The sequence below is a fragment of the Lyngbya sp. PCC 8106 genome (assembly GCF_000169095.1).
In the GTDB taxonomy this organism is placed as follows: Bacteria; Cyanobacteriota; Cyanobacteriia; order Cyanobacteriales; family Microcoleaceae; genus Capilliphycus.
In genome coordinates, this window is record NZ_AAVU01000006.1 from 158,287 (window position 1) to 182,410 (window position 24,124).

At 39.8% G+C, this 24,124-nt stretch carries 18 protein-coding genes; 9 read left to right on the forward strand and 9 right to left on the reverse strand.

What is annotated here, in order from left to right:
• Positions 1 to 20 precede the first annotated feature (20 nt).
• The 7 genes from L8106_RS06335 to L8106_RS06365 all read right to left on the reverse strand — a co-directional run bounded on the left by L8106_RS06335 (position 21) and on the right by L8106_RS06365 (position 8,963).
• On the reverse strand, positions 21 to 746 hold the full coding sequence (locus tag L8106_RS06335; protein ID WP_009783403.1) for a rhomboid family intramembrane serine protease: 726 nt from the start codon (positions 744 to 746) through the stop codon (positions 21 to 23).
• Between the two features lie 210 nt (positions 747 to 956).
• On the reverse strand, positions 957 to 1,493 hold the full coding sequence (locus L8106_RS06340; RefSeq protein WP_009783405.1) for a Dps family protein: 537 nt from the start codon (positions 1,491 to 1,493) through the stop codon (positions 957 to 959).
• A gap of 151 nt (positions 1,494 to 1,644) precedes the next feature.
• Entirely contained in the window at positions 1,645 to 3,177 is a 1,533-nt protein-coding gene (locus tag L8106_RS06345; protein WP_009783406.1) for a sodium:alanine symporter family protein, read from the reverse strand.
• 324 nt (positions 3,178 to 3,501) lie between these two features.
• The gene (locus L8106_RS06350; protein ID WP_009783408.1) at positions 3,502 to 4,371 is read right to left on the reverse strand and encodes an SDR family oxidoreductase; all 870 of its coding nucleotides are present in this window, start codon (positions 4,369 to 4,371) and stop codon (positions 3,502 to 3,504) included.
• Between the two features lie 42 nt (positions 4,372 to 4,413).
• Positions 4,414 to 5,940 (reverse strand): GMC oxidoreductase, encoded by a 1,527-nt coding sequence (locus tag L8106_RS06355; RefSeq protein ID WP_009783409.1) that lies wholly within the window; start codon positions 5,938 to 5,940, stop codon positions 4,414 to 4,416.
• A gap of 52 nt (positions 5,941 to 5,992) precedes the next feature.
• Positions 5,993 to 7,585, reverse strand: a complete 1,593-nt coding sequence (locus L8106_RS06360; RefSeq protein ID WP_009783410.1) for an FAD-dependent oxidoreductase — start codon at positions 7,583 to 7,585, stop codon at positions 5,993 to 5,995.
• A 262-nt stretch (positions 7,586 to 7,847) separates the two neighbouring features.
• Positions 7,848 to 8,963, reverse strand: a complete 1,116-nt coding sequence (locus L8106_RS06365) for a carboxylate-amine ligase (RefSeq protein ID WP_009783411.1) — start codon at positions 8,961 to 8,963, stop codon at positions 7,848 to 7,850.
• A gap of 432 nt (positions 8,964 to 9,395) precedes the next feature.
• Between L8106_RS06365 and L8106_RS06370 the strand changes: the two genes are divergently transcribed.
• The 7 genes from L8106_RS06370 (at position 9,396) to L8106_RS29410 (ending at position 19,843) form a co-directional block, all read left to right on the forward strand.
• A complete protein-coding gene (locus tag L8106_RS06370) occupies positions 9,396 to 10,298 on the forward strand; it encodes a TIGR02587 family membrane protein (RefSeq protein WP_009783412.1) in 903 nt (300 codons plus the stop codon).
• Positions 10,295 to 10,717, forward strand: coding sequence for a TIGR02588 family protein (locus L8106_RS06375; RefSeq protein ID WP_009783413.1), 423 nt, complete (start codon positions 10,295 to 10,297; stop codon positions 10,715 to 10,717). The genes L8106_RS06370 and L8106_RS06375 overlap by 4 nt, the downstream gene beginning before the upstream one ends.
• Positions 10,718 to 11,491: 774 nt before the next feature.
• Positions 11,492 to 15,163, forward strand: a complete 3,672-nt coding sequence (locus L8106_RS06380; protein ID WP_009783414.1) for an NB-ARC domain-containing protein — start codon at positions 11,492 to 11,494, stop codon at positions 15,161 to 15,163.
• A gap of 310 nt (positions 15,164 to 15,473) precedes the next feature.
• On the forward strand, positions 15,474 to 16,541 hold the full coding sequence (locus L8106_RS06385; protein ID WP_083798374.1) for a trypsin-like serine protease: 1,068 nt from the start codon (positions 15,474 to 15,476) through the stop codon (positions 16,539 to 16,541).
• Positions 16,542 to 16,754: 213 nt separating this feature from the next.
• Positions 16,755 to 17,081 (forward strand): hypothetical protein, encoded by a 327-nt coding sequence (locus tag L8106_RS06390; protein WP_009783416.1) that lies wholly within the window; start codon positions 16,755 to 16,757, stop codon positions 17,079 to 17,081.
• A gap of 728 nt (positions 17,082 to 17,809) precedes the next feature.
• Complete coding sequence (locus L8106_RS06395; protein ID WP_009783417.1) at positions 17,810 to 18,172, forward strand: hypothetical protein; 363 nt, start codon at positions 17,810 to 17,812, stop codon at positions 18,170 to 18,172.
• Between the two features lie 114 nt (positions 18,173 to 18,286).
• On the forward strand, positions 18,287 to 19,843 hold the full coding sequence (locus tag L8106_RS29410) for a calcium-binding protein (RefSeq protein ID WP_009783418.1): 1,557 nt from the start codon (positions 18,287 to 18,289) through the stop codon (positions 19,841 to 19,843).
• Positions 19,844 to 19,929: 86 nt separating this feature from the next.
• Here the strand turns inward: L8106_RS29410 and L8106_RS34175 are convergent, their stop codons facing one another.
• Both L8106_RS34175 and L8106_RS06410 read right to left on the reverse strand, forming a co-directional pair.
• Positions 19,930 to 20,223, reverse strand: a complete 294-nt coding sequence (locus L8106_RS34175) for an AAA-like domain-containing protein (RefSeq protein ID WP_009783419.1) — start codon at positions 20,221 to 20,223, stop codon at positions 19,930 to 19,932.
• Positions 20,224 to 20,234: 11 nt separating this feature from the next.
• A complete protein-coding gene (locus L8106_RS06410; protein WP_009783420.1) occupies positions 20,235 to 21,293 on the reverse strand; it encodes an AAA-like domain-containing protein in 1,059 nt (352 codons plus the stop codon).
• 300 nt (positions 21,294 to 21,593) lie between these two features.
• Between L8106_RS06410 and L8106_RS06415 the strand changes: the two genes are divergently transcribed.
• Entirely contained in the window at positions 21,594 to 23,045 is a 1,452-nt protein-coding gene (locus L8106_RS06415; RefSeq protein ID WP_009783421.1) for a calcium-binding protein, read from the forward strand.
• A 194-nt stretch (positions 23,046 to 23,239) separates the two neighbouring features.
• Complete coding sequence (locus L8106_RS06420; RefSeq protein WP_009783422.1) at positions 23,240 to 24,112, forward strand: S-methyl-5'-thioadenosine phosphorylase; 873 nt, start codon at positions 23,240 to 23,242, stop codon at positions 24,110 to 24,112.
• Positions 24,113 to 24,124 lie beyond the last annotated feature (12 nt).

Genomic DNA, 24,124 nt, shown 5'->3' on the forward strand with positions numbered 1-24,124 from the left:
TTGTTAAAATCTCAGTCCAACTACCAGTCTAAAACTGAATTTTCGCTCTCAGAGGTGCGAGAAAATAAACCCAAAATTTGAACTAATAATGCACCGAAGACAAAGCCGCCTGCGTGCGCCCAATATGCAACTCCGCCACTATCCATCCCGACTGCGGTTTGAACTTCTAACATCGAAATTCCGCTAAAGGCTTGTTGAACAAACCAAAATCCTAAGAAAAGAAATGCCGGAACTCTAACAATATAAGGAAAGATACCGATAGGAATTACAGTTAAAATTCTCACGTTGGGAAACTTCAGAATATAAGCCCCCATTACTCCGGCGATCGCACCACTCGCTCCCAAAGAAGGAATAGCCGATCCGGTTGCTAATAAATATTGAGACAGAGCGGCTAAAACCCCACAAGATAAGTAGAAAACGATAAATTTAACCTGTCCGAGTTCTTCTTCGATGTTATTCCCAAAAATCCACAGAAATAACATATTAAAGCCAACATGAATAAAGCTAGCATGAAGAAACTGAGAGGTAAACAGAGTCAAAAACTCAGGAACAGGTTGATTAACCGAAATCCCGTTAAAACTGGCGGTTAACTCTTGGGGAACAACGGCAAATAGATGAAAAAAACTATTCAGTTGATCGGGAGATAACATTAACTCGATCAAAAAGATCAGAAAATTAAGACCAATAAGAATATAGGTAACTACGGGGGTAATATGAATCGGATTTTCGTCTTTTAATGGAACCATACGACTCTAAAGTTAAACATCAAATTGAACCTAAACAAAACTATTTTTAAAAGGCTGGAGCTAGGCTCGAACCGTCCGAACTCCAACCCAATCATTGTGATACTTCCAGGAGTTATGCTGTCACTTTCTGTTTAGACAAAACTCCATTTTCATCTTCATCGTATCGTTGATGAATCGTTTCCCAAGCAGCCTGTTCTGCTTTCATTATTCTTACTTCATACCCGCTTTAACGCGATCGTCGGGAATCTTACCACTGGGTTTTAACTGTTCGCCTTCAATAAAAGAACGTAACATCCACGCCATTTCTTCGTGTTGTTCCATCAATCCCGTTAAGAAATCAGCCGTTCCTTCGTCATGGAATTTTTCAGAACAGTGATCAATATTTTCACGTAAATTGCGAATAATTTGTTCGTGATCGGTCACTAACCGTTGAACCATTTCGTTCGCATTCGGCAAATCTCCGGCGTGTTCTCGGAGGGTTGCTTTCTCTAGAAACCCTTTTGCAGTCCCAATCGGATAACCGCCTAAAGCGCGGATGCGTTCGGCTGTGGAGTCAATATTTATCGTTAAGGCTTCATAGTGTTCTTCCCACAGTTCATGCAGAGTGCGGAATTGAGGCCCGATCACATCCCAATGATATTTTTTGGTTTTAATTAACAACAGATACATATCTGCTAAGTTAACATTTAATAACTCTATAACGCCTTGACGTTGCTCATCTGTTAAACCAATATTGAGCGTAGGCATAAAAAAACCTCCTGATTTAATTTCTAAGTTTATTAGAACAAAAAAGCAGAAGGTTTTTCATCTATCGTTTGAGGGAACTTCCATAAACGTTAGATCAAATCTCTAACTTTAGGAATAAATCAAATGCTGTAGAAAGAGGTTAAAAAGAGGATTAGCCAGATGTCTCACGAGAATAAATCGGCATTTGTCCAGAGTTGAGACGGTTCATATACTCGCTGAGTGCAGACGCGACTTTTCCAGACAAAATATAGCAACCGAGTAAGTTGGGAAATGCCATAGCGAGTAACATCATATCGCTAAAATCCAACACAGCACCTAAATTCACCACTGAACCGATGAATACACAGACGACAAAAATGCCTTTATAAATGATGGCGCTTTCTTCACCAAACATATAACTCCAAGATCTTTCACCATAATAACTCCAGGAAATCATGGTGGAAAAAGCAAATAAAACCACTGCGATCGCTAAAATAATCGGAAACCAACCAATCACCGAACTAAAGGCAGCAGCCGTCAGTTCAACGCCATTGGCTTCGGCGGCGCTGGTATCTTGATAAACCCCGGTAATAACAATCGTTAAACCCGTTAAATTACAGATAACAATGGTATCGATAAACGGTTCCAGTAAAGCCACAATTCCTTCCCGTAACGGTTCATCTGTACGGGCGGCAGAATGGGCAATTGCAGCCGAACCAATCCCCGCTTCGTTAGAAAAAGCACTCCGTCGTACCCCTTGAACTAAAGTTCCCACAAAACCCCCTCCAACAGCTTCGGGAGAAAAAGCTTGGGTAATAATCGTACCAAATGCACCGGGAATTTCTGTGAAATTGTTGAGTAAAATCCACAAACAAGCCAACACATAAATCACCGCCATTGCTGGAACTAATCTCGCCGTAACAGATGCAATTCGACTAATTCCACCAATAATCACAATTCCAACTAACACCGCCACAACTAATCCAAAAACCCAATTGGGTAAACCCGGAATAATCCCGGCTAAAGCGGCATAAGCTTGGTTAGCTTGAAACATATTACCGCCGCCCATACTTGCTAAAACACACAGCGAGGCAAATAAAATCGCCAGTCCCTGTCCGAGAGGGCGTAAACCCCGTTCACCCAAGCCTTTAGAAAGATAATACATCGGCCCCCCGGCAACGGTGCCATCGGGTTGAATGCGGCGATACATTTGGGCGAGACTACATTCAACAAATTTACTCGACATCCCAAAAAAGCCGCCCAGCGTCATCCACAAAATCGCCCCGGGGCCACCGAGTTGTACTGCAATGGCGACTCCGGCAATATTTCCCAGTCCAACGGTTCCAGAGAGGGCTGTAGCGAGGGCTTGAAAATGGGAAACATCACCTTCATCGTCGGGATTGTCATACTTACCTGTGACGACATCAAGGGCGTGTTTAAACCCCCGAATATTGATAAAACCCATTCGCAGTGTAAAGAAAATTGCCCCTCCAATTAGCCACAATACAATGAAGGGAAGACCGAAAATCTCAAAGAAGAAGATTTGGGATAAAAAGTTAACAATCTGGGAAAATACCGCATCTAGTCCGGCGATAAATCCAGATGGGTTGGTTTCTGCTTCTTCTACTGCGATCGCCACCGTCGGTACAATCGGAATTAGGAGTAACAACAGCCCATTCCAACCCCTCAGACTTCGTTTCAGCATTCTCAAAATATGATGGGAAGAAAGCTGACGATACTTTTTTGAGTTGATTCTGTTCCTATTTTTCATCGCTCTATATTATATTTTTTTTAGTGTACTATCCGATGTTTAGGATAACAAGATAGATTAGTTTAGCATTGGTGTGGCTAATTTTGTAGATCATCATGAACAGAAAAGCGAGTTTCAATCAACTGACCCAAAAAAAACTGAAATGATTGAGAGTATAAAAAAGCAAATTTTATTGTTTAAGATAAAAAAATCTAAAGAAAGAAAGACTCCTTCTTTAGATCTATTGTAAGTAAACGATTTGAGGTGATTTCTGGGATGTTATGCAGCCAGTTGACCGCCCGTGACATCATATAATGCACCTGTAACAAAGCTACTATCGGCTGCTGCTAAAAACACATAGGCAGGGGCTAATTCTTCCGGTTGTCCAGCCCGTTGTAGAATGCCATCGGTATCATAGTTATCTACCTTTTCTACAGGCATTGTTGCGGGAATATTCGGAGTCCAAACCGGGCCAGGAACCACAGAATTAACCCGAATTTTGCGTTCACCTAAACTTTGGGCTAAAGACTTGGTAAACGCATGAACCGCCCCTTTACTGGTGGCATAGTCTACTAACATTCCTTTCCCCATTTTGCCGACGATACTTCCTGTATTAATAATAGAATCGCCTTCTTTTAAATGAGGAAGTGCAGCTTTTACCATGTAGAAATAGCCAAACACGTTAGTTTCCATTGTCCGACGAAATTGTTCTAAGCTGATATCTTCAAACTGCTTCTGTGCCATCTGATAAGCGGCATTATTGACTAAAATATCCAGATGACCAAAATGTTCAACGGTTTGTTCAATTGCCCGTTTACAGGTGTCAAAATCCCGCACATCTCCTTGAATGACTAAACATTCTTTTTGTTTAGATTCTACGGCTTTTTTCGTGACTTCCGCATCTTCGGTACTTTGGTCAAAAAAGATGGCAACATTTGCCCCTTCCATCGCATAGGCAATGGCGACAGCCCGACCAATACCGGAGTCTCCACCCGTAATAAATGCGACTTTATTCAACAATTTATCCGCAGGTTTGTAGTTAGATAAATCACTATCCGGCTTGGGTGTCATCTGTTCTTGAGATGCGGGATAGTCTTGCTTTTGTCCAGGAATTTGTTCGGGTGTAGGACGACGTTCTTGAGTTTTCATGGTCAATTTCTCCAAATAAATTACATTTTAAAAGTTGAGAGTTTAACCCCATTTATTTTTGAGGTGATCGGCAACCCTTAACGCATTGGCAACAATTGTTAACGTTGGATTTACTGCCCCTAAAGCCGGGAAAAAACTGCTATCAACCACATACAAATTGTTAACATCATGGCTTTGACAATTGAGGTTAAGAACGCTGTCTTTAGGGTCATTTCCAAACTTACAGGTTCCGGCTTGATGCCAAACCACTTTCACGGGCATTTGTTTCGTCCAAAACAGATAAAAACCTAACTGTTTTAGATATTGTTCTAACGTGGAAATTAATTCCTGGTGAGGTTTGAGATTATTGGGGGTGTAATTCACCACAATTTGCCCTTGGGAATTGAGAGTAACGTGATTTTCCGGTTGCGGTAAATCTTCCGTTGTGATCCACCAGTCTACTGAATGTTGGGCAATATATTCTAATACCACCTGGGGGATTTCTCCTTCCGCCATGTGTTTTAAACGTTGCCAAACTGTTTTCCCCGTGAGTTGAATTTGTCCAAGAGGATAATCTTGTTTTGGGCCTTTAAAGTAAAAGTCATTAATTCCCAATGTCTTTTGAAAAACCGTCTCATTGGGTTGATGAGAAGCCGCAATTAATGCCGAATGATTGTGTAACATTAAATTGCGTCCAACTAACCCAGAGGAGTTAGCTAACCCGTTGGGATGATGGCTATTGGTAGACTTTAATAACAACGTTGCCGAATTAATAGCCCCACAAGATAACACGACCAAATCACTACTAAATTGTTGCGTTTCTCCATCTATTTCTGCTTCTACCGCTTGAATGATTTTACCTTCATTATTGGTAATCAAACGGGTGACTTTAGCATTCATTAATAAGGTGACATTATCCTGTTTTAATGCCGGATCGATACAAGTCACTTGGGCATCACATTTAGCATCAACTAAACAGGGATAAGGATCGCAAGTATTACAGCGAATACAAGGACGATTTTCGGGGTGTTTTTCATCCCGATTTAAAGCTAACGTAAGATGATAGGGATTTAAACCTAAATTCTGTAATTGATCGGCGACTTCTTGGATGCGAGGTTCATGTTCAAATGGGGGAAAAGGATACTCATTTGTTGCCGGAGGTTCGGTGGGATCTTCCCCTCGAAGTCCATGCAATTTAAACAAACTTTCGGCGCGAGTATAGTAGGGTTCAAAGGTATCATAACCCAACGGCCAAGCGGGAGAAATGCCATCAAAATGATGAAGTTCGCCAAAATCTTTAGCCCGCATTCGTTGTAAAGCCGCCCCATAAACTTTCGTATTTCCACCTACAAAATAGAAGGCTTCAGGACTAAAAGATTGATTGTTACTATCCAACCATTTTTCCGGGGTTTGATAGCGTTGATTGAGAAAAATTTCATCAGGATTCCAATTAGATTTTTCTCGCGGAAGATAACCGCCTCGTTCAAGAAGTAAGATGTTTTTTCCGGTTGAAGCGAGGGCATAGGCGAGAGTTCCTCCACCTGCACCCGCCCCAATAATAATGAGGTCGTAGTGCTGTTTTAGAGTCATGTTTGAGGTAGATATTTTTGATAAGTTTGTAGCTTTGATCAGCAGAAAAATGCTAGGAATTATGAATGTATTCAACCCAATTAATCGATTGATTCTGAATCTGATCGACATCGGGCATTTGTTGCAGGCGCATCAATTCAGTAATGGCGGTAATTTCTTGATCGCGTCCACATCCAGTAACGGCTAAAACTTGATTATTTTTGATGTAGAATGCTAAAAATTCTTGGGAATTAACATCTCCATCAAACAGAATTTCATCCCAATCTTCTGCGTGTCCCGCATAACGCAGTTTAACATTAAATTGCCCACTCCAAAAGAAAGGTATTCCGGTAAATTTAACCTGATTTCCTACCATATTATGGGCAGCAATTCGTCCATGTTGGGCAGCCAAACGCCAATGTTCAATGCGGGTTAATTGGTCAATTGGGGCGTAGGGAAAACGGGCAATATCTCCGGCTGCATATAAATCTTCTCCGGCTTGCAAATATTCATTGACAATAACGCTATTATCTTTCTCCTCAATCTTGACACCAGAAAGGAAGTTCGTTACAGGTTCAACACCAATTCCAATTACAACTAAATCAGCCGAAATTTCCTCGCCATTTTCTAAAATTGCCGCTTTAACTTGACCATTTCCTTTGAATTCAGTGACTTTAGTTCCAAAGCAAAAAGAAACGCCGTTACTCTCATGTAAGTCTTGAAACATTTCCCCGACTTTTTGACCTAAAATTTTTTCAAAGGGGACAGAATCGGGAGAAATAACCGTTACAGAAAGTCCTTGCTGAGTTAAACTTGCTGCGGTTTCCATGCCAATAAAACTTGAACCGACAACCACAACTCGTTGCTTAGGTTCAGCCGTTTCTAATATCTGATTAACATCAGTCGGTTGACGTAACGTGAAGATATTATCTAAATCAATTCCTGGTACATTTAAACGTTTGGGTCGTCCGCCTGTTGCCACTAATAAGCTGTTATAACTCATTACCGAATTGTCTTCAAAGGTAATGGTTTTTAAGTCAGCATCAACTTTTGTCACCGCTTTTCCACACCGAAGTTCGATGTCATTTTCTTGATAAAATTCACAAGAACGTTGGGGTAATGCTTCTTCATCCGCCTTACCTTGCAAATATTTTTTACTTAATTTTGTGCGGTCATAAGGCAAACGTTCTTCACGGGTAATCAGAAAAATTTGTCCTTGAAATCCTTGTTGTCTGAGGGTTTCTGCGGCGAAGGTTCCAGCCGGCCCTGTCCCAATAATTGCAAACACCCGACTATCGGCACTGGGGTTATGTTTGGTCATATTGGGTGTGCGTTGTTCGGGAATTGTTTCAGGTAGCTGAACAATTATATTTTGCCCGTCTATTCGTACCGGAAAACTGGGTAAAGCATCTAATCCAGGGGGTTCTTCTTGGTCGCCTGTAGTTATATTAAAACAGGCATGATGCCAAGGACAAGCAATTCGTTCTCCGACTAAAACCCCTTTCTCTAAAGGGGCGCCAAAGTGAGTACAATGGGGAGCAGTAGCATAAAATTTTTGTTCGCTCAGACGAGCAAGTAAGATATCAGAGTTGTTTACAGAAAGTTGCTTCATTTGACCAATTCGTAGGTCATTAATTTGAGCGACTGTAACTTCTGAAGTTTTCATAAAATCCTCTTGAAAATATCGACATAAAAATCTCGGCTTAATACACAGTTGACGAGTATTAAGCAGCTATTTAGAATGATTAATTCTTATACTATATGATGATTGAATATTGTCAATTCTCCCCTCTATCTATGGATAGAATTTGAAAGTGTTAAGGAGAGAAATTAACGATTTTTGAAAATTTTACTTCTGAATTCACAAAAATACCCAAGATCATGTTATTTTATGAACACATCTGATTTACAGGTCAGTCAGTCAACGATTACACCACACCCAAGCGAGTTTGTTCTACTAAATAATCAACAACCTCAACAATATTACCTTGACGCTGATAAATTTCAAGTTGACGTTGGGCAGCGTTTCCATGTTTGAGAACTTTATCAACCAACGATGAAACTTCTTCCCAGTCTCCTAAACTTTCTAAGGCGGGACGGACATAATTTAGAAACTGCTTTACTAAATCTTTTGCTGGCTTTGAACGTTGTTGCATGACATCGATTAATTTACCTTGTAAGCCATATCGCGCCGCATACCAATCAGCCGTTTTTAGCAGTTCTGGATGTACAAAAATCAGAGGAAAATCATTCTCAATTTCAATTAAACAAGTTTGAACTAATCCGCGAACTAATCCGGCTATCATCACCGCTTCATCAACTGTTAAACAAATATCACTCACCCGAAATTCTATCGTGGGATAATGTTCGGAAATGCGAATATTCCAATAAATCGTTGTTGTATCTTGAATAACCTCCATTTTAATTAATTGCTCAACAAAGTTTTGATAAGCTTTATAATCTTCAAAAACAGGAGGCGATCCAAATAGCGGAAAAGGACTCCAAAGTTCAGTACGATAGCTGATATAACCTGTTTTTTTACCTAACCAAAAGGGTGAATTTGCAGACAAGGCTAACAATACTGATAGCCACATTCTCGCACGATTAATCACAGCAATTGCGACTTCTTTATCCTCTATTCCTACATGAACATGGCAGCCAAAAGTGACTAACTCTCGCAGAATTTGCTGATACTCTTGTTCTAACTTCTGATAGCGAAAATTTGCCGTGGTTTCTTGCTGTTTCCAGTGAGAAAAAGGATGAGTAGCAGCCGCAGCAATCGCTTTATTATCTCGTTGGGCGGCTTCAATTACAATCCGACGCGCCTCACTAAGTTCGCTGCGAACTTCAGCTAAACTTTTACAAACAGAAGTGGCAATTTCGATTTGAGATTTGTGCATTTCTGGCTGAACGATTTCTTTCCCATAATTTTCTTCTGCAAAGGAGATAATTTTCTCGCCTCGTCCAGACAGTTGTCGAGTTTTTGGGTCGATAATTTGATATTCTTCTTCTACCCCAAGCGTTAAACCTTCATAAGAATTCATGTTTGAATTTGATTCCTTTTCAATTATTATCTAAACTTTTCGAGGTCTGCATAATTGAGTTACTCGCCAATCTGAATTAAATTCTAATCTATCTGATCTATTTTAGTTAGAATATGAGTTCTATAGCGAAATAACTTAATATTATGTTTATTTTATGATATTATCTAATTTTGACTTTCTTCTTCAACCCTCTTTATGCTGAATTTTAATTGTTAAGTTGAGGAAATTTTGATACAATTCAGTCTTATGGACTATTTTCGGAGATAGAGTCAGAACAAATACCCTACTGTAGAATGAACTGAGACATGAGAAACGACAAGTATTTTTTTAGCGGTATAATAGGAAGATCGCGTCGGCAAAGGTACAACGGTTAAAATCAGCCTAGTCCGAAGGAGGCCATACAAATATTACTGTGATTTACAGGTTAAGTTAATGAACAAACGAATGAGTAAACGACAATCACGTTTAGTTTGGCTGAAAGAACTTAATGATATTGTGCGCGGTGCAGCCGGAGGATTTTTATTTGGAATTCCCTTATTGTACACCTTTGAAGTTTGGCAAGCAGGTTCTTACTTAAAACCGCCTTTGATGTTGGCTATTTTAGCTGTAACTTACTTAGTTGTTTTCTTTTTTAATCGAGTTGAAGGCTTTCGGAGAAGAAAACGAACTAACCTCAACGATGTAGTTTTAGAAAGTATAGAAGCCTTAGCGATTGCGATTGTTTGTGCAACGTTCATAATGGTTTTGCTACAACGAATCACCTTTAATACTTCTCTCGAAGAAGCTCTAGGCAAGATTATATTTGAAAGTGTTCCTTTTGCACTTGGCGTTGCTTTAAGTCGATTAATATTAAGTGAAGATGATTCTAATGAATCCTCGGACAACTCTCGAAACCATGATGATTTTATGGTTCAAAAGCTGCAAAAACTAGAAGGAGCAAACGAGACATTATCTGATTTAGGCGCAACATTAACCGGAGCAATTATTATTGCTTTTAGTATTGCCCCAACCGATGAAGTCACCGAATTGGGAGTAGCGGCTTCTCCACCTCGGTTAATTGCTATTATTTTAGCTTCTCTATTTATTTCTTATCTGATTGTTTTTGCAGCAGGGTTTGCGAACCAGAAAAAACGCAAACAGCAACAAGGACTCTTTCAAACCCCCGAAAGTGAAACAGTTTTATCTTATTTAATTTCTCTGATGGCATCACTTCTAATGCTGTTGTTTTTTCAAAAATTAAGCTTCGCCGATCCTTGGTTTCTCTGGGTACGTTATACTATTCTGTTAGGACTTCCCGCCAGTATTGGGGGTGCAGCAGGACGTTTAGCCGTATGAGTGAAACTTCTACAGATTCAGAGAAAAAGGAACACAAAAAACAGCGTTCTTTCCCAGAACGTTTAAGTTTCGGACTTGCAATTTCGATTCTAGGATTGCTAATATTTCTTATTCTTTATCAATGGAAAGTTCAAGAAAATCAGCCCCCGATGTTAGTTGTTACTGTTGATCAAGAAATTCGTCAGTTTGGAACTCAATTTTATGTTCCTTTCTCAGTTTCTAATCTTGGAGGACAAACCGCAAAATCCGTTCAAGTGATTGGAGAACTTCAAATCGAAGATGAAAATATTCAACAAGAAGGAGAACAACAAATAGACTTTCTTTCTGGGGGTGAAAAAGCATCAGGTGCGTTTATTTTTACACACAATCCTGAAAAGGGAAAATTAATTATTCGAGTTGCCAGTTACAAACTTCCTTAATGGTTTTATCCATTGAGTTGAATCCAACCTAAACAACATTATCAGTTAAACGAAGTGCTGAATATTTTTAGATCAAGGCTGATTTTAAAGTGGGGATAGTCTTAACTTCCTGTACAGGTTGAGAACTATCTTGATAATAGGAAATCCTCCGATAGGTTAATTTTTTCGTTGAGAGTTCTTTGGCGAGGTTTAAGCTTTGGTGATAGCAGGAAACACCCCGATCTTGAAAAAATGACTGAAAGCTGAGGACGGAAAAGAAGTAGATTGAGCGTTATAACGAATACCACGATAACAAAGCTGCATAACTTTACTCCTCAAAATGAGTTGGGTTTTGGCAATCACTTAATGGTTTATTGCTTGTCTTGTTGTTAACCAATATAAGCAAGTTATCTCAGAAATACAATATTAAAATGTTTGAAAAAGTATGTGCTTTTAAAAAATAAGGATGATTTTTGTAAAACCAATCTTCTGCTGAACTTTATCTAAAATTGTTCTGAAATTTATCTGAGATTTCCCTGAGAGATCAGATCAAAATGTGATCGAGATCGCTTGATCGTCATCGTTTGCTACTGTTTAACAAGAGAAACTTAAAGTTTTGTATCATTCATGTTTGTTAATCAGGGGTCTAACCCTAAATTTTTGATAACTTTTTTGATCTTCTCTTGACAGCATCAAAAAAATGTTTGAAAAAGTATGATTAGGTAAGAAATGTTTAGTGATTAAACGAAGTAGGCAGTTGAGTTGATATCGATAACAGTTGAGGAGAGAATAAACATGAACCCAAAAGCCACTGTTGAACTCGAAACCGCACTCGCCAAAGCAGATGAACTGGTTTTAGCGAAGACAAACCAACATCTTAGTACCCTACAAGCTGATATTTTTCGGGGATCTTGGTTGGATCAAAAGTATGATCAAATTGCCCAAAGCTGCTACTGTTCTAATACTCATGTTCGCATCGTCGGATCACAACTGTGGGAACTCCTCTCGGAAGCAATAGATGAAAAAGTCACTAAAAAAACCTTTCGCGCCGCCTTTGAACGTCGTTGTCAGTTAGATGAACTCGAAGAAGTTCAACCCAGTCAACCGCCAACTCCGATCTCCTCTCCAAAACCTCTCCTCAACAGAAACACAGTTAACGGTAAAGCTTTAGCGAATAATATTCCTAGACTAGACTGGGGTGAAGCGCCTGACGTTACTGTATTTTATGGTCGCCAAGATGAACTGACAACCTTAGAAAAATGGGTAAAACGGGATCGCTGTCATCTGATCACTCTACTCGGAATGGGGGGAATTGGGAAAACGTCCCTCGCGGCTAAACTCACTCAAAACCTAGAAGCTGAATTCAATTGTATAATCTGGCGAAGTCTTCGTCATGCCCCCAGTGTAGATGATATTATCACTGATCTGATTCAATTTATTAGTCACCAACAAGTCGAAGATCTTCCCCTAGACTTTGATGGTCGAATGCGATGTTTATTGAATTATTTGCGAAACTCACGCTGTTTAATTGTATTAGATAACGCTGAATCTATTCTACAAAGTGGCGATTTTGCTCAAGCCAATTTTACCCGATATACAGGCAATTATCTTTCTGGCTATGAAAATTATGGTCAACTGTTTAAATTAATCGGTCAAAGCCGACATCAAAGTTGTCTGATTTTAACCTCTCGTGAAAAACCCGCAGGACTCGCCGCCCTCGAAGGTCAACAATCACCTATACGTTATCTTCAGTTAAGTGGTTTACCTGCAACCGACGGACAAGCAATCATCCAAGCAAAAGGATCTTTCACCGGAAATGAACACCAATGGCAAACCCTCAACGAACGCTATGGCGGAAATCCTCTGGCTTTAAATATAGTCGCTTCTGCAATCGAAGAAGTCTTTGATGGGAATCTCTCTGTTTTTTTAGACGTCTTTCAACAACAAGGTTGCTTTATCTTTGATGGAATTCGAGAGTTACTTCAAAGTCAATTTGATCGCCTCACTCCCCTAGAACGAGAATTAATGTATTGGCTAGCGATAGAACGAGAACCTGTTAACCTAGATCAACTTTTAGAAGACCTTGTTTCCCCCGTCTCGATCAGTGAACTTCTCCCCGCTTTAGCTTCCCTGCAACGTCGATCTTTGGTGGAAAAAACCGGAAATGCTTTCACCCAACAACCTGTAGTTATGGAATATGCCATCAGTGAATTAATTGATCGCAGTGTTCAAGAAATTATTAATCGCGAGACGAATTTATTGCGTTCTTATGCTTTTTTACAAGCTCAAACCCGAGACTATATTCGAGATGCTCAAACTTGTCTGATTTTACAACCTATTGTCGATCAAGCGATCGCCCAGTTGGGTTCACCTTCTGCGGTTGAAAAGTGTTTACAAGAGATTCTGACTCAACACCAACAGCAACCAACTCCACAAGTCGGTTATCTTGCGGGAAATCTCTTGAATTTATTTCGTCAACTCAAAAGCGATATCACAAATTATGATTTCTCACGGCTAACGATTCGGCAAGCCTACCTACAAAATTATCCCCTGCACAACGTCAATTTTAGCCACTGTGACCTGTCTCGTTCCGTTTTTACCGAAACCCTCGGAAATATTCTCTCCGCCGCTTTTAGCCCCAAAGGTCTTGCCACCTGCGACACCGACTGCAATATTCGCCTCTGGGAAGTGAAAACAGGTAAATTAGTCGCAATTTGTCAAGGTCATCCTAACTGGGTGCGATCGGTGGCGTTTAGTCCTGATGGCGAAATGTTAGCCAGTGGAGGGGCGGATCGGTTAGTGAAGTTGTGGAATGTGGAGACAGGTGCTTGTATTAAGACCTATAGCGGACACGAAGGAGAAGTGTTTTCTGTGGCGTTTAGCAGCGATGGGACAAAAATTGCCAGTGGAAGTGGAGACTGTACGGTTAAACTTTGGGATACTCACACAGGTCAATGTCTGAATACGTTAAGCGGACATACCGACTGGGTGCGATCAGTAGCGTTTAGTCCGACAACAGATCGGGTCGCTAGTGGTTCCCAAGATCAAACGATGAGAATATGGGATGTGAAGACGGGAGACTGTTTGAAAATCTGTCACGAACATCAAGGTTGGGTGCGATCGGTGGCGTTTAATGGTAATGGAAGTCTGCTAGCAAGTGGAAGTAGCGATCACAATATTAATCTTTGGAAGGGCGACACAGGAGAGTATTTAAAAACGATTTCTGGACATACGGGCGGCGTCTATTCGGTGTCGTTTAGTCCGACTGAAAACTTGTTAGCCAGTGGAAGTGCAGATTATACAGTTAGAGTTTGGGACTGTGAAAATGAAAACCACCAAGACCAGAGTCCATACTCTATTAAAACCTTATACGGACATACGAATCAAATATTTTGTGTCTCTTTTTGTCCCCAGGGTGAAACGTTGGCTTGTGTGAGTCTCGATCAAACGGTTAAACTCTGGGATGTTCGCAGCAGTCAATGTCTAAAAACTTGGTCAGGACACACCGACTGGGCGCTTCCGGTGGCTTGTTACGGCGATAATATTGCTAGTGGAAGTAATGACAAAACCATCCGTCTGTGGAATATATACACAGGAGACTGTGTGAAGACGTTAAGCGGACATGAGGATCAAATTTTTGCGGTTGGTTTTAATTGTCAGGGTATTCTCGCCAGTGGAAGTTCCGATCAAACTATTCGGCTTTGGGATGTCTCAGAAGGGCGTTGTTTTCAGATTTTAACCGGACATACGGACTGGGTTCGTTGCTTGGCGTTTAGTCCGAATGGTGAAATACTCGCTAGTGGAAGTGCAGATCAAACAATTAGACTCTGGAACCCGCAGACAGGTCAATGTTTACAGATTTTAAGCGGACACAGTGATCAAGTTTATTCGATAGCGTTTAGTGGCGATGGTCGCATTTTAATTAGTGGCAGTACCGATAAAACAGTGCGGTTTTGGGATGTAAAAACGGGAAATTGTCTAAAAGTTTGTCACGGACACTGCGATCGCGTATTTGCTGTTGATTTTAACTCCAATGCTGAAATTATAGCCAGTGGAAGTATTGATAATACATTGAAATTGTGGACTGTTTCTGGAGAGTGTTTAAAGACGTTATACGGACACAGCAATTGGATTTTTTCGGTGGCTTTTAGTCCTGATGGAAAGTTTTTAGCTAGTGGTTCTCATGATCATACGATTAGAGTTTGGGATGTCGAAACGGGCGAATGTATTCATATTTTGCAAGGACATACTCATTTAGTTTCTTCGGTTAGGTTTTGTCACGAGGGTAAATTTATCATCAGTGGTTCCCAAGATCAAACCGTTCGGTTGTGGGATGTCGAAACGGGTGAATGCGTTAAATTGTTGCGGGCGACTCGTTTGTATGAAGGGATGAATATTACAGACGCAACGGGTTTAACAGATGCTCAAAAAGCGACTCTGAAGGCGTTAGGGGCGATTGAATTGTGAAATCCCCCTCCCGTCCCCCTTAATAAGGGGGAAGCCAAAGGAAGCTTCGCTTTGATTTATACGGGGGACTTCCAAGAATTCCCTCCTTTCAAAGGGGGGCTAGGAAGGATAAAAAAGGCGGGCGAGGGCTAATAAACCTAGAGTCGCGAGTACCTGTACTTTTGGCTAGGTAAAAAACTGAACAAAAGTTGGTTTTGTGAAAAAGTAGGTTTCTGATAGGCTTGCTAGCAAGATTAGATATTGGGTGCAGAAAAACAGTTTGCGATCGCAAACCTCAGAAAAATTCACTACATTTATTAAGGAAAATCTGATGTCAATGTGTTTCAAAAAAGTGGGCTTTCTTGCATCCACAATAGTTTCGACTGCCCTCTCTACAGTTGGAGTATTTGTAGTCTTTGAACTGAACCATCAAGCCAAAGCAATTGTTGTCCCAGGCGACCCAAATGATTATATTGTTGAACCGGGAACGGGGTATGATGGTGTTGTACGTTTAAACATCCAAACGAGTTTCGGAGGTTTCTTGTGTTCGGGTTCATTGTTACCAACAGGACAACACATTCTGACTGCGGCTCACTGTCTCGCTTCTTCAATAGATACAATTGATTTTGAACCATTTATACCATTAGGCAATGTATTTACCACGGGTGCAAAGGCATTTTTTGAGTTGCCGACAGGCGAAGTTCAGGTGAAGGCGGAGGAGTTGTACATTCATCCCAATTGGAATGGTCGTTATTATGATGGAAACGACCTTGCTATCATCAAACTAGCAGAATTAGCACCCACAGACGCAGAACGATATGATATTTATCGAGGCAGTGATGAACTGGGTCAGCCCGGTATAAAAGTGGGGATAGGCGTAACAGGGAATGGCAATACTAACGAACGAGTTCTTGATCTAAAAAAACGGTCGGGTTTAAATACTTATGATGCCTTTGGAGAGGTTTTAAATGGCGTATTTCCCGAGGTAAACTTTCCAGTAGGATCGGCTTTACTTTACGACTTTGATAATGGGAATCCTGCTAACGATGCTTTGGGAATCATTGCAGGTATTCCAAATTTTGGTTTGGGTGAAAATGAAGTTTCTCCTTCTTTTGGAGATTCGGGAGGGCCAACCTTTATTGATGGATTAGTTGCAGGTGTCGTCTCCGATGCTATCAGGTCTCTTTTGCCTTCTGAGATAGATGATATTCCTTACAATCTTTCTGTTGGAGAAATAATTTTTGATACTCGCGTGTCAACTTATGCCGGCTATATTGATGATGTTTTAGCCGGTAATATTGCTCCAACCAAAACCGTTCCTGAACCCAATACTATCTTTGGTGTTATATTGGCTTTGGGTGCTTTTGCTACTCATTCCCGTTCCAAGAAAGCGAAGTAGGAAACAACGACAGCTTCCACGTTAATAAATATTAACAGAGCTACCTCAGATCAATTGATTTGGGGTAGTTCTCCCCATTGTTGACATTCCATCCGCTCAAAACCCCATACCTCCAGAGTCTGTACCGAGAAGGTTGGCGATCTGTATAAAATTTATTCCTTTCGATAGATGCAAAATGATAAGCTGGTGTGTGTTGGATTTTAACAAAAATAGATGAAAGACAGAACTTCTCTCGATACACGAGCATTCTCCATGATTGAGGATAGAACAGGAATTTACGCCTGGATTACCTCTGACGGCTACTATGGAGTATCTACAGACCCAGTAGAAGCCAGACAAGACGCAATTATTCAGATTTTCAAGGCAGAAATTGCACTGGCACCCGAACGACTCTGTATAATGAGGAGAGGAATTCCAATCTTTTATAATCGGTTAGCAGAGAAGTTGAGAGCGAAAAAAGACTGTTGTATTGATCGGAGTCAATCTTATCAAATCAGAATAGACGAGACTCTGATGATAGAGATAGCAGTAGTTCGATGAATATTCAACCCCTTTCATTGTAGATAATAAGTGAGGACTATCCGGATTTTTCATCGGTCTGGGTTCAGTTGCTTACTCCAAAAATTCTTAATATTCAACTCCCCTGAGATAGAAGCTGAACGGGATGTATTGAGACTATCATAGTGTTGATCTGATATCGATTGACTCTAAAGAGACAAGCCGTGGCTGGCATTTACGTTCTCTACATTTCTCAGAGTAAATTTAACAGGATCGCTATTTTTCCCCTTACCCATCTGGAACATCTAATTGTGACTGTTAAACTTAATTATCAATAGCGATCTGATTCGCCTCAACTATTTTATCATAAAGTTGGGGCATTTTTTTATAGATTAGTTCGGTTGAATAGAGTCTTGGTTTTACGAGTTATGATTCTATCCCATTTAGATTAAAAACTGGTTTTATATTTTTCCAATAAATTTCTATCAAATCAATCGGCATCACAGAGAGTTACTACTGCGGGTAAGTGTTGCATCATGTGTACCCTAAACCTCTATATTCCCCTCTATTTTTAAGTTTAAAACGTAAAAAAAATCCGGTTTTAAATCCCTCATAAAACTGAATATTTGATTGGAAACTGTACCTGACTTTTTCCTATAAATTCTAATTTGTTATATAAAACTTCCTGACTTTTTCCCCTAGCAGATTATATATCTAAACCCAATAATAGTTGATATCAATCACAGAAAACAGATTCAGGAGATAGACCTATGCCAAATGTTACTGACTATAAAGTTCTTCGAGACTCCGCTTTCACGCTTAATGTTAACCAAGAACGAACCTTAAATTCGTTCAGTCTTCCTGGGGGTCTAGCTGATGATCCTGCCATTCTTTCTTTTATGATTGATCCATCAAATAATGCTAGTAATCTCAAACTTGAAGTTGAGGTTAATGATCAACGGGTTTATTCTATTACCGCTAGTGGTACTTCTTTACGAACAATTTTAGAACCATTTAGTGTGAATTCTCTAAATCAAAATGGTAGCAATACGGTTCAATTTCGCGTCGATAGTGGTACCGCCGGATCAGTACGGATTGACAATGTAATTATTTGGTTTCAACGGCGAGTTTAAGTCAACTTAAATCTTGCTGATTGTTTAAGGCGTTAATACTTTAACCCCACTCTAATTGATCAAAAGAGCAAAATCTCTGAATCCAAACCTATCTAAAAATAAGGAGGAAAAATTATGGCTAACGTTACAGGAACCAGTGGAAACGATTTTCTCTTGGGTAGCAGTAACGAAGATTACATTCGGGGACTCGCTGGAAATGATCGGATCTTTGCTTTAGGTGATAATGATAGAGTCTATGGTGGAAGTGGAAATGATACTGTTTCTGGCGGAAGTGGAAATGATCGAATGTATGGCGACACAACAGGGAGTTCTGGAGTCTTGCTTCCCCCGGTTCTTACATCGGGTTTGACTTCACGATCTAATACTTCTACTGAAGAATTTTCTTCTTTAACTTCTTTAACTCCCCAAAGTTTTACGGCTTTTGAATTCACTCCCCAATCTACTGTTGCTACACAAGAATTTGTCTTTGATGCCAAATTTTTTGAGTTTCTTATTACCTACAATGATTCCATGACTGGAGGAACTGGAAACGACAGTATTTTTGGAGAACAAGGATTTGATACTCTCGAAGGTGGTAATGGTAATGATTTTATTCGAGGAGGATCAGGAGATGACCAAATCTTAGGAGAAAATGATGATGATAATCTAATTGGAGATAGCGGTAACGACACCATTGATGGCGGTCAAGGAGATGACAATATTAGCGGTGTTTCTGGAGATGATAGTATCTCTGGTGGTTTTGGAGAAGATACTGTAGATGGAGGTTCAGGAGATGATTGGATTTTCGGTGGAGGAGATGATGATGTCCTCAACGGAGGTATCAATGTCGGTCAAGATACTATCGAAGCGGGAGATGGAAATGACTTTGTTGACGGTGGAGATGGTAGCGATAACCTGTCTGGAGATTTAGGTGACGATACGATGAAGGGTGGCGGGGGTCGTGACTCTATGTATGGGGGTCGAGATGACGATGCTTTAGATGGCGATAGTGGAAATGATGAGATGTTTGGGGGTGATGGTCGAGATACGGTGTTTGGAGATACCGGAAACGATACCGTTGATGGGGGTGATGATCAAGATCTTGTCGTCGGTTCGAGTGGTGATGACTCCGTATCTGGCGGTAGTGGTGATGATACAGTAGCGGGGGGTTCTGGTGAGGACATTTTGGTTGGGGGAACTGATAACGATATCCTCATCGGTGGTGGAAGTTTGCTAACAGATGAAGATCCACCTGTCGCTGATATGGATAACAAACAGGATATTTTCAAGATCACAGGTGAGGAAGTTGGTGGTTTTGGTAATGATACTATCAAGGGATTTGAAAAGAATCTAGATAAGATTGAGTTTGGTTTTGATATTCTGCTGAATTTTACTCAAAATCCACCTCCTAATGATTCAAGCCTGAAGAATTTTGAGGTTCTTGATTACTGGCCTAATGGTAATGTAGCAGGTGCGGATGGTGAATTGACAGATCTCGATTTCCCCTTTGTTGAAGAAATTGGTAACGATCTACTTATTTACCTTCCTCCATCCGGTAACATTACTTTGGGTTTTCAAGCTGGTGTCATTGAATATCAAATGAATGGTCAAACTTTTAACTTTGGTGGAGGAAAATTATTAATTGAAAATGTCAGCAGTTTAACCGAGAATGACTTTATCTTCTTTTCCTGAATCACATCAATGAAATTAGGATCTGACTAGAAATAAGGAATCTTAATTCAGGGGTGTTGACACAATTTTGCTTCTCATCCCTGAATTTACTTTAAAGTTAAAACTCTCTGAAAATATTCTCGATACAAACCACACCGAGGCATCACTTGATTATCTTGTCGTGTGATTAATCCCAAACTGTACAGCTTATGAGTTTTGATCGGATCTAATTCTACAGGTTCTAGGGAATCTACAACTTTTTTAAAGGCTTCAGCTAAAGGTGTAGATTGTTGTAGGTTATCTAAATGTCTGCGAAGATGACTACTATAAATACCGACTTCTGTTGTAGATTGTTTGAGGAGTTGATCGAGAGAAACCTTTTCAGAATGAATATAGTACATTGCAAGTCGAACTAAGTAAGATGTCCTCCGACTAAACTCATCAATTTCTTGATTTCAGTTTCATTCCAATTGAGTTGATGTAAATAAGCTAAATCTTGTATTTGTTGCAGATTAAATTCTAGCAAATAAACGGGAACTCCTGCATTCAAAAAAGATTGATTAATATCGAGGAGAGTATACGTTTCAGTTGAGTAAGCAAGTACCAGGTTTAATTGTTTCCACAAGTCAAATATTTTTCCTTTTTCATGCCAACTTCGCAGCATCCCAAACAAGTCTTCTCCAAGTTCAGCAGAGGATAAAATTCGATCAGCGTTATCAAATGCTAATACCAAAGGACTATTAATCTTTGCAAGCAAATATTCTTCAAAGTAAGCCGTACAGTTATCATTACTACCTAAAATCTCGGTATCCCAATATTCATTTAACTGATTCTCTAGCTTTAAATAGTAGCTAACTTTCAAACAAAGCCAGCGTAGAAATTTATCTAAATTTTTTAAAATAGCTTTATCTACGTTTTGCAAATCTAGATAGACGGTTTGATAGTCATGATTGCCAGCATAAGCTAATATTCTTCTGACTAAGGATGTTTTTCCCATAAGTTTTGGGGCTTCAATCCGAATTAAAGAACCGGGTTTCATTACGGTTTCATAGCACAGACTTTCAATTCCTTCTCGCTCTAGATAAAATGATGAACTTAAGGCAACAGAACCTTCAGGAAAGGGAAGTTCTGTAACCCATTGATTCACTGATATATTTTCTGAAATAAAATTAGATAAAGTTTGATGTTTTTTCCATTCTCTTTTTAAGGCTTCTTTAAAGTTCTTTTTTCTAACTTTTTCCCCTAAAGCATCTGACAGCTTATTCCAGAGTTTGTTTCCAATATCTTTGTTTAAGTATTCTGGACTATAACCATAAAACTGAGCCATTTTTTCATAGGTTTTTCCTTGCCAAGCACCTTGAAGAACTTTGATTTCGATATCACTTAAATATTTTCCACTATTTTTGAATAGAACAAGATTCGCTGACTCTTTGGCTTCAGCCCAACTAAACTCTGATTCTTGAATACTCATATAAATTATATATAATATTAAGCAAGTTTGCCTAGTTTTCAAATTTCAGATACTAAATCAGTATAACTTTTTTGAAATTTATTAACAAGTCCCTTTTTTAGATGTCGTTCATTTGTGTGACTTGACAAACGATCAGTTTTATTAGATCAGCTTTTTTTAGTTTAACTCTAATCAGTCGATCTAATCTTGATCTATCTATCTTTTTAAAAGATTTGCATAAAAAATCTGACTCTTTCCTATTGAACATTGTAGAAAGACCCAAACAAAATTTCACAGTTCACTCATTTATCTAGGAAAAAAATGGCTTTATTAAATGGAGATAACGGTAATAATATCATCAACGGAACTTGGCTTGCAGATCGAATTCGAGGATTAAATGGCAATGATCAATTATTCGGCAATGCTGGTAACGATGAGGTTTTCGGCGGTTTAGGTGCAGATACAATTGAAGGAAATAGCGGCAACGATCGCTTACTAGGTGATTCGGAAGGGAGTCAATTTGGAGGGCCGGGTAACATTACCCTGGGACTGAATACAACTTCACAAAATACAACAGTTAATAACTCTTTTACTCCCGTTGTTGCTGAATTTTCTCCAACTTTAAATGTTCGCTTTGATGACTTTACCTTCCTCACGAATAACGATCTAATTCGGGGAGGAACAGGTAAAGATACCATTCTCGGTGAACAAGGTAACGACAGGTTATATGGTGATAGCGGTGATGATCGCATTTTTGGTGGAACTGGTGATGATTCTGTTTACGGGGGTGTCGGAAACGATGTTCTTGTCGGTAACTCAGGAGATGACGAAATCTTTGGTGGTGACGGTGATGACAATATTAGTGGAGTTTCGGGAAACGATAATATATTTGCTGGAGACGGTAACGATATTGCAGACGGGGGTTCGGGTGATGATGTCGTTCGAGGAGAAGCTGGATATGATTTACTCTCAGGCGGTTTAGGATCAGATTTTCTCAGTGGAGGTGAAAATAATGATCGCCTACTTGGACAACAGGATAATGACACTCTTGACGGAGGTAGTGGAAATGACGAACTCTTAGGGGGAGAGGGAGATGACTCGATTTCGGGCGGAATTGGTAATGACAGTCTCTCGGGTGATCTCGGAAATGATACACTCGAAGGGGATTGGGGGGATGATTTCCTCACAGGTGATGAAGGTAATGATAGTTTAAATGGTGGCGATGGTGATGATAGTTTAAATGGCGGTGATGGCGAAGATCTTTTAAATGGTAGTGTTGGTGATGACTTTCTTGATGGTGGGGATGACGATGATCTCTTAAATGGTGGTGATGGTAGTGATATTTTAACTGGGGGTAGTGGTTATGATATTCTCAATGGTGGATTAGGAAATGATTCGCTAATTGCGGGTGGGGGTAGTGATAGAATCTCCTTTACTTTTTCGGAAATGAATCAAGAAGCTGAGTTTGAGTCTTTTGGAAATGATACTATTGATAGCTTTTTGCGAGGATCTAATATCATTGACTTGAGTGATGTTCCTCTGGGGGTATTTGTTGACGATCAACTCCGAACAAACTTTGATGCTTTAGACACCAACGACAATGATATTTTAGATGATGGAGATTTCAATGTGAGTGTGAGTTCTTCGGGGATTACGATTAATGTTCTCGGTGCTGTTGATCCATCTCAGGGTGAATTTCTGGGCGGTTCAGAAGCGACAATTTTTGTAAAAGATGTAATGGAATTAGATGGTAACGATTTTGACTTTGTTTAATTCATTGTTTAATTAACTATTCCGTCGTGAGAAACTTAGTTTTTTAATCAGAACTCGGTTTCTCAATCTTTTGATTTTAACAGGATTAGTCCACACTTTCAGCAGAATACACAGTTCATTGTTCTCGACTGTGATGAATCAGCAAATTAGCTGCTAAAATACCTTGAGTAACAATATGATAGGGGAATGCTCAGATGACTCAGGCGAAAATTGGAATTATTGGCGGTAGTGGCTTGTATAAAATGGAGGCACTACAAAATATTGAAGAAGTTGAAGTCAATACTCCTTTTGGTTCACCGTCTGATCGCATTATTATCGGGATGTTAGAAGGGATGCGGGTGGCTTTTTTGGCGCGACATGGACGCACTCATCACTTATTACCCACAGAATTACCCTATCGTGCTAATATTTATGCGTTGAAAAGTTTAGGGGTTGAATATATTATCTCGGCGTCTGCGGTGGGTTCTCTCAAAGAAGAAGTGAAACCCTTAGATATGGTGGTTCCAAATCAATTTATTGACCGCACTCGCTCTCGCATTTCAACCTTTTTTGGGAATGGAATTGTTGCTCATATTACCTTTGGTGATCCGATTTGTTCGCAGTTAGCAAAAGTGTTAACAGATGCTATTTCTGCTCTAAATTTACCGGATGTTACTTTACATTCTAGTGGAACTTATGTCTGTATGGAAGGGCCAGCATTTTCTACAAAAGCAGAGTCTAATTTATATCGCAGTTGGGGCGGAACGATTATCGGAATGACGAATTTACCCGAAGCAAAGTTAGCCCGTGAAGCTGAAATTGCTTATGCTACATTAGCCCTAGCTACAGACTATGATTGTTGGCATCCTGAACATGATAGTGTCACGGTAGAAATGGTTGTGGGGAATTTACAACGTAATGCTGTTAATGCTCAAAAAGTGATTCAAGAAACGGTTAAACGGTTAAGTCAAAATCTCCCCGAATCTGAAGCCCATTCTGCTTTAAAGTTTGCAATTTTAACGCCATTAGATAAAGTTCCGGCTGAACGAATCCAAGAATTAGAATTACTGTTGAAAAAATATCTCTAATTAGACGAGAAT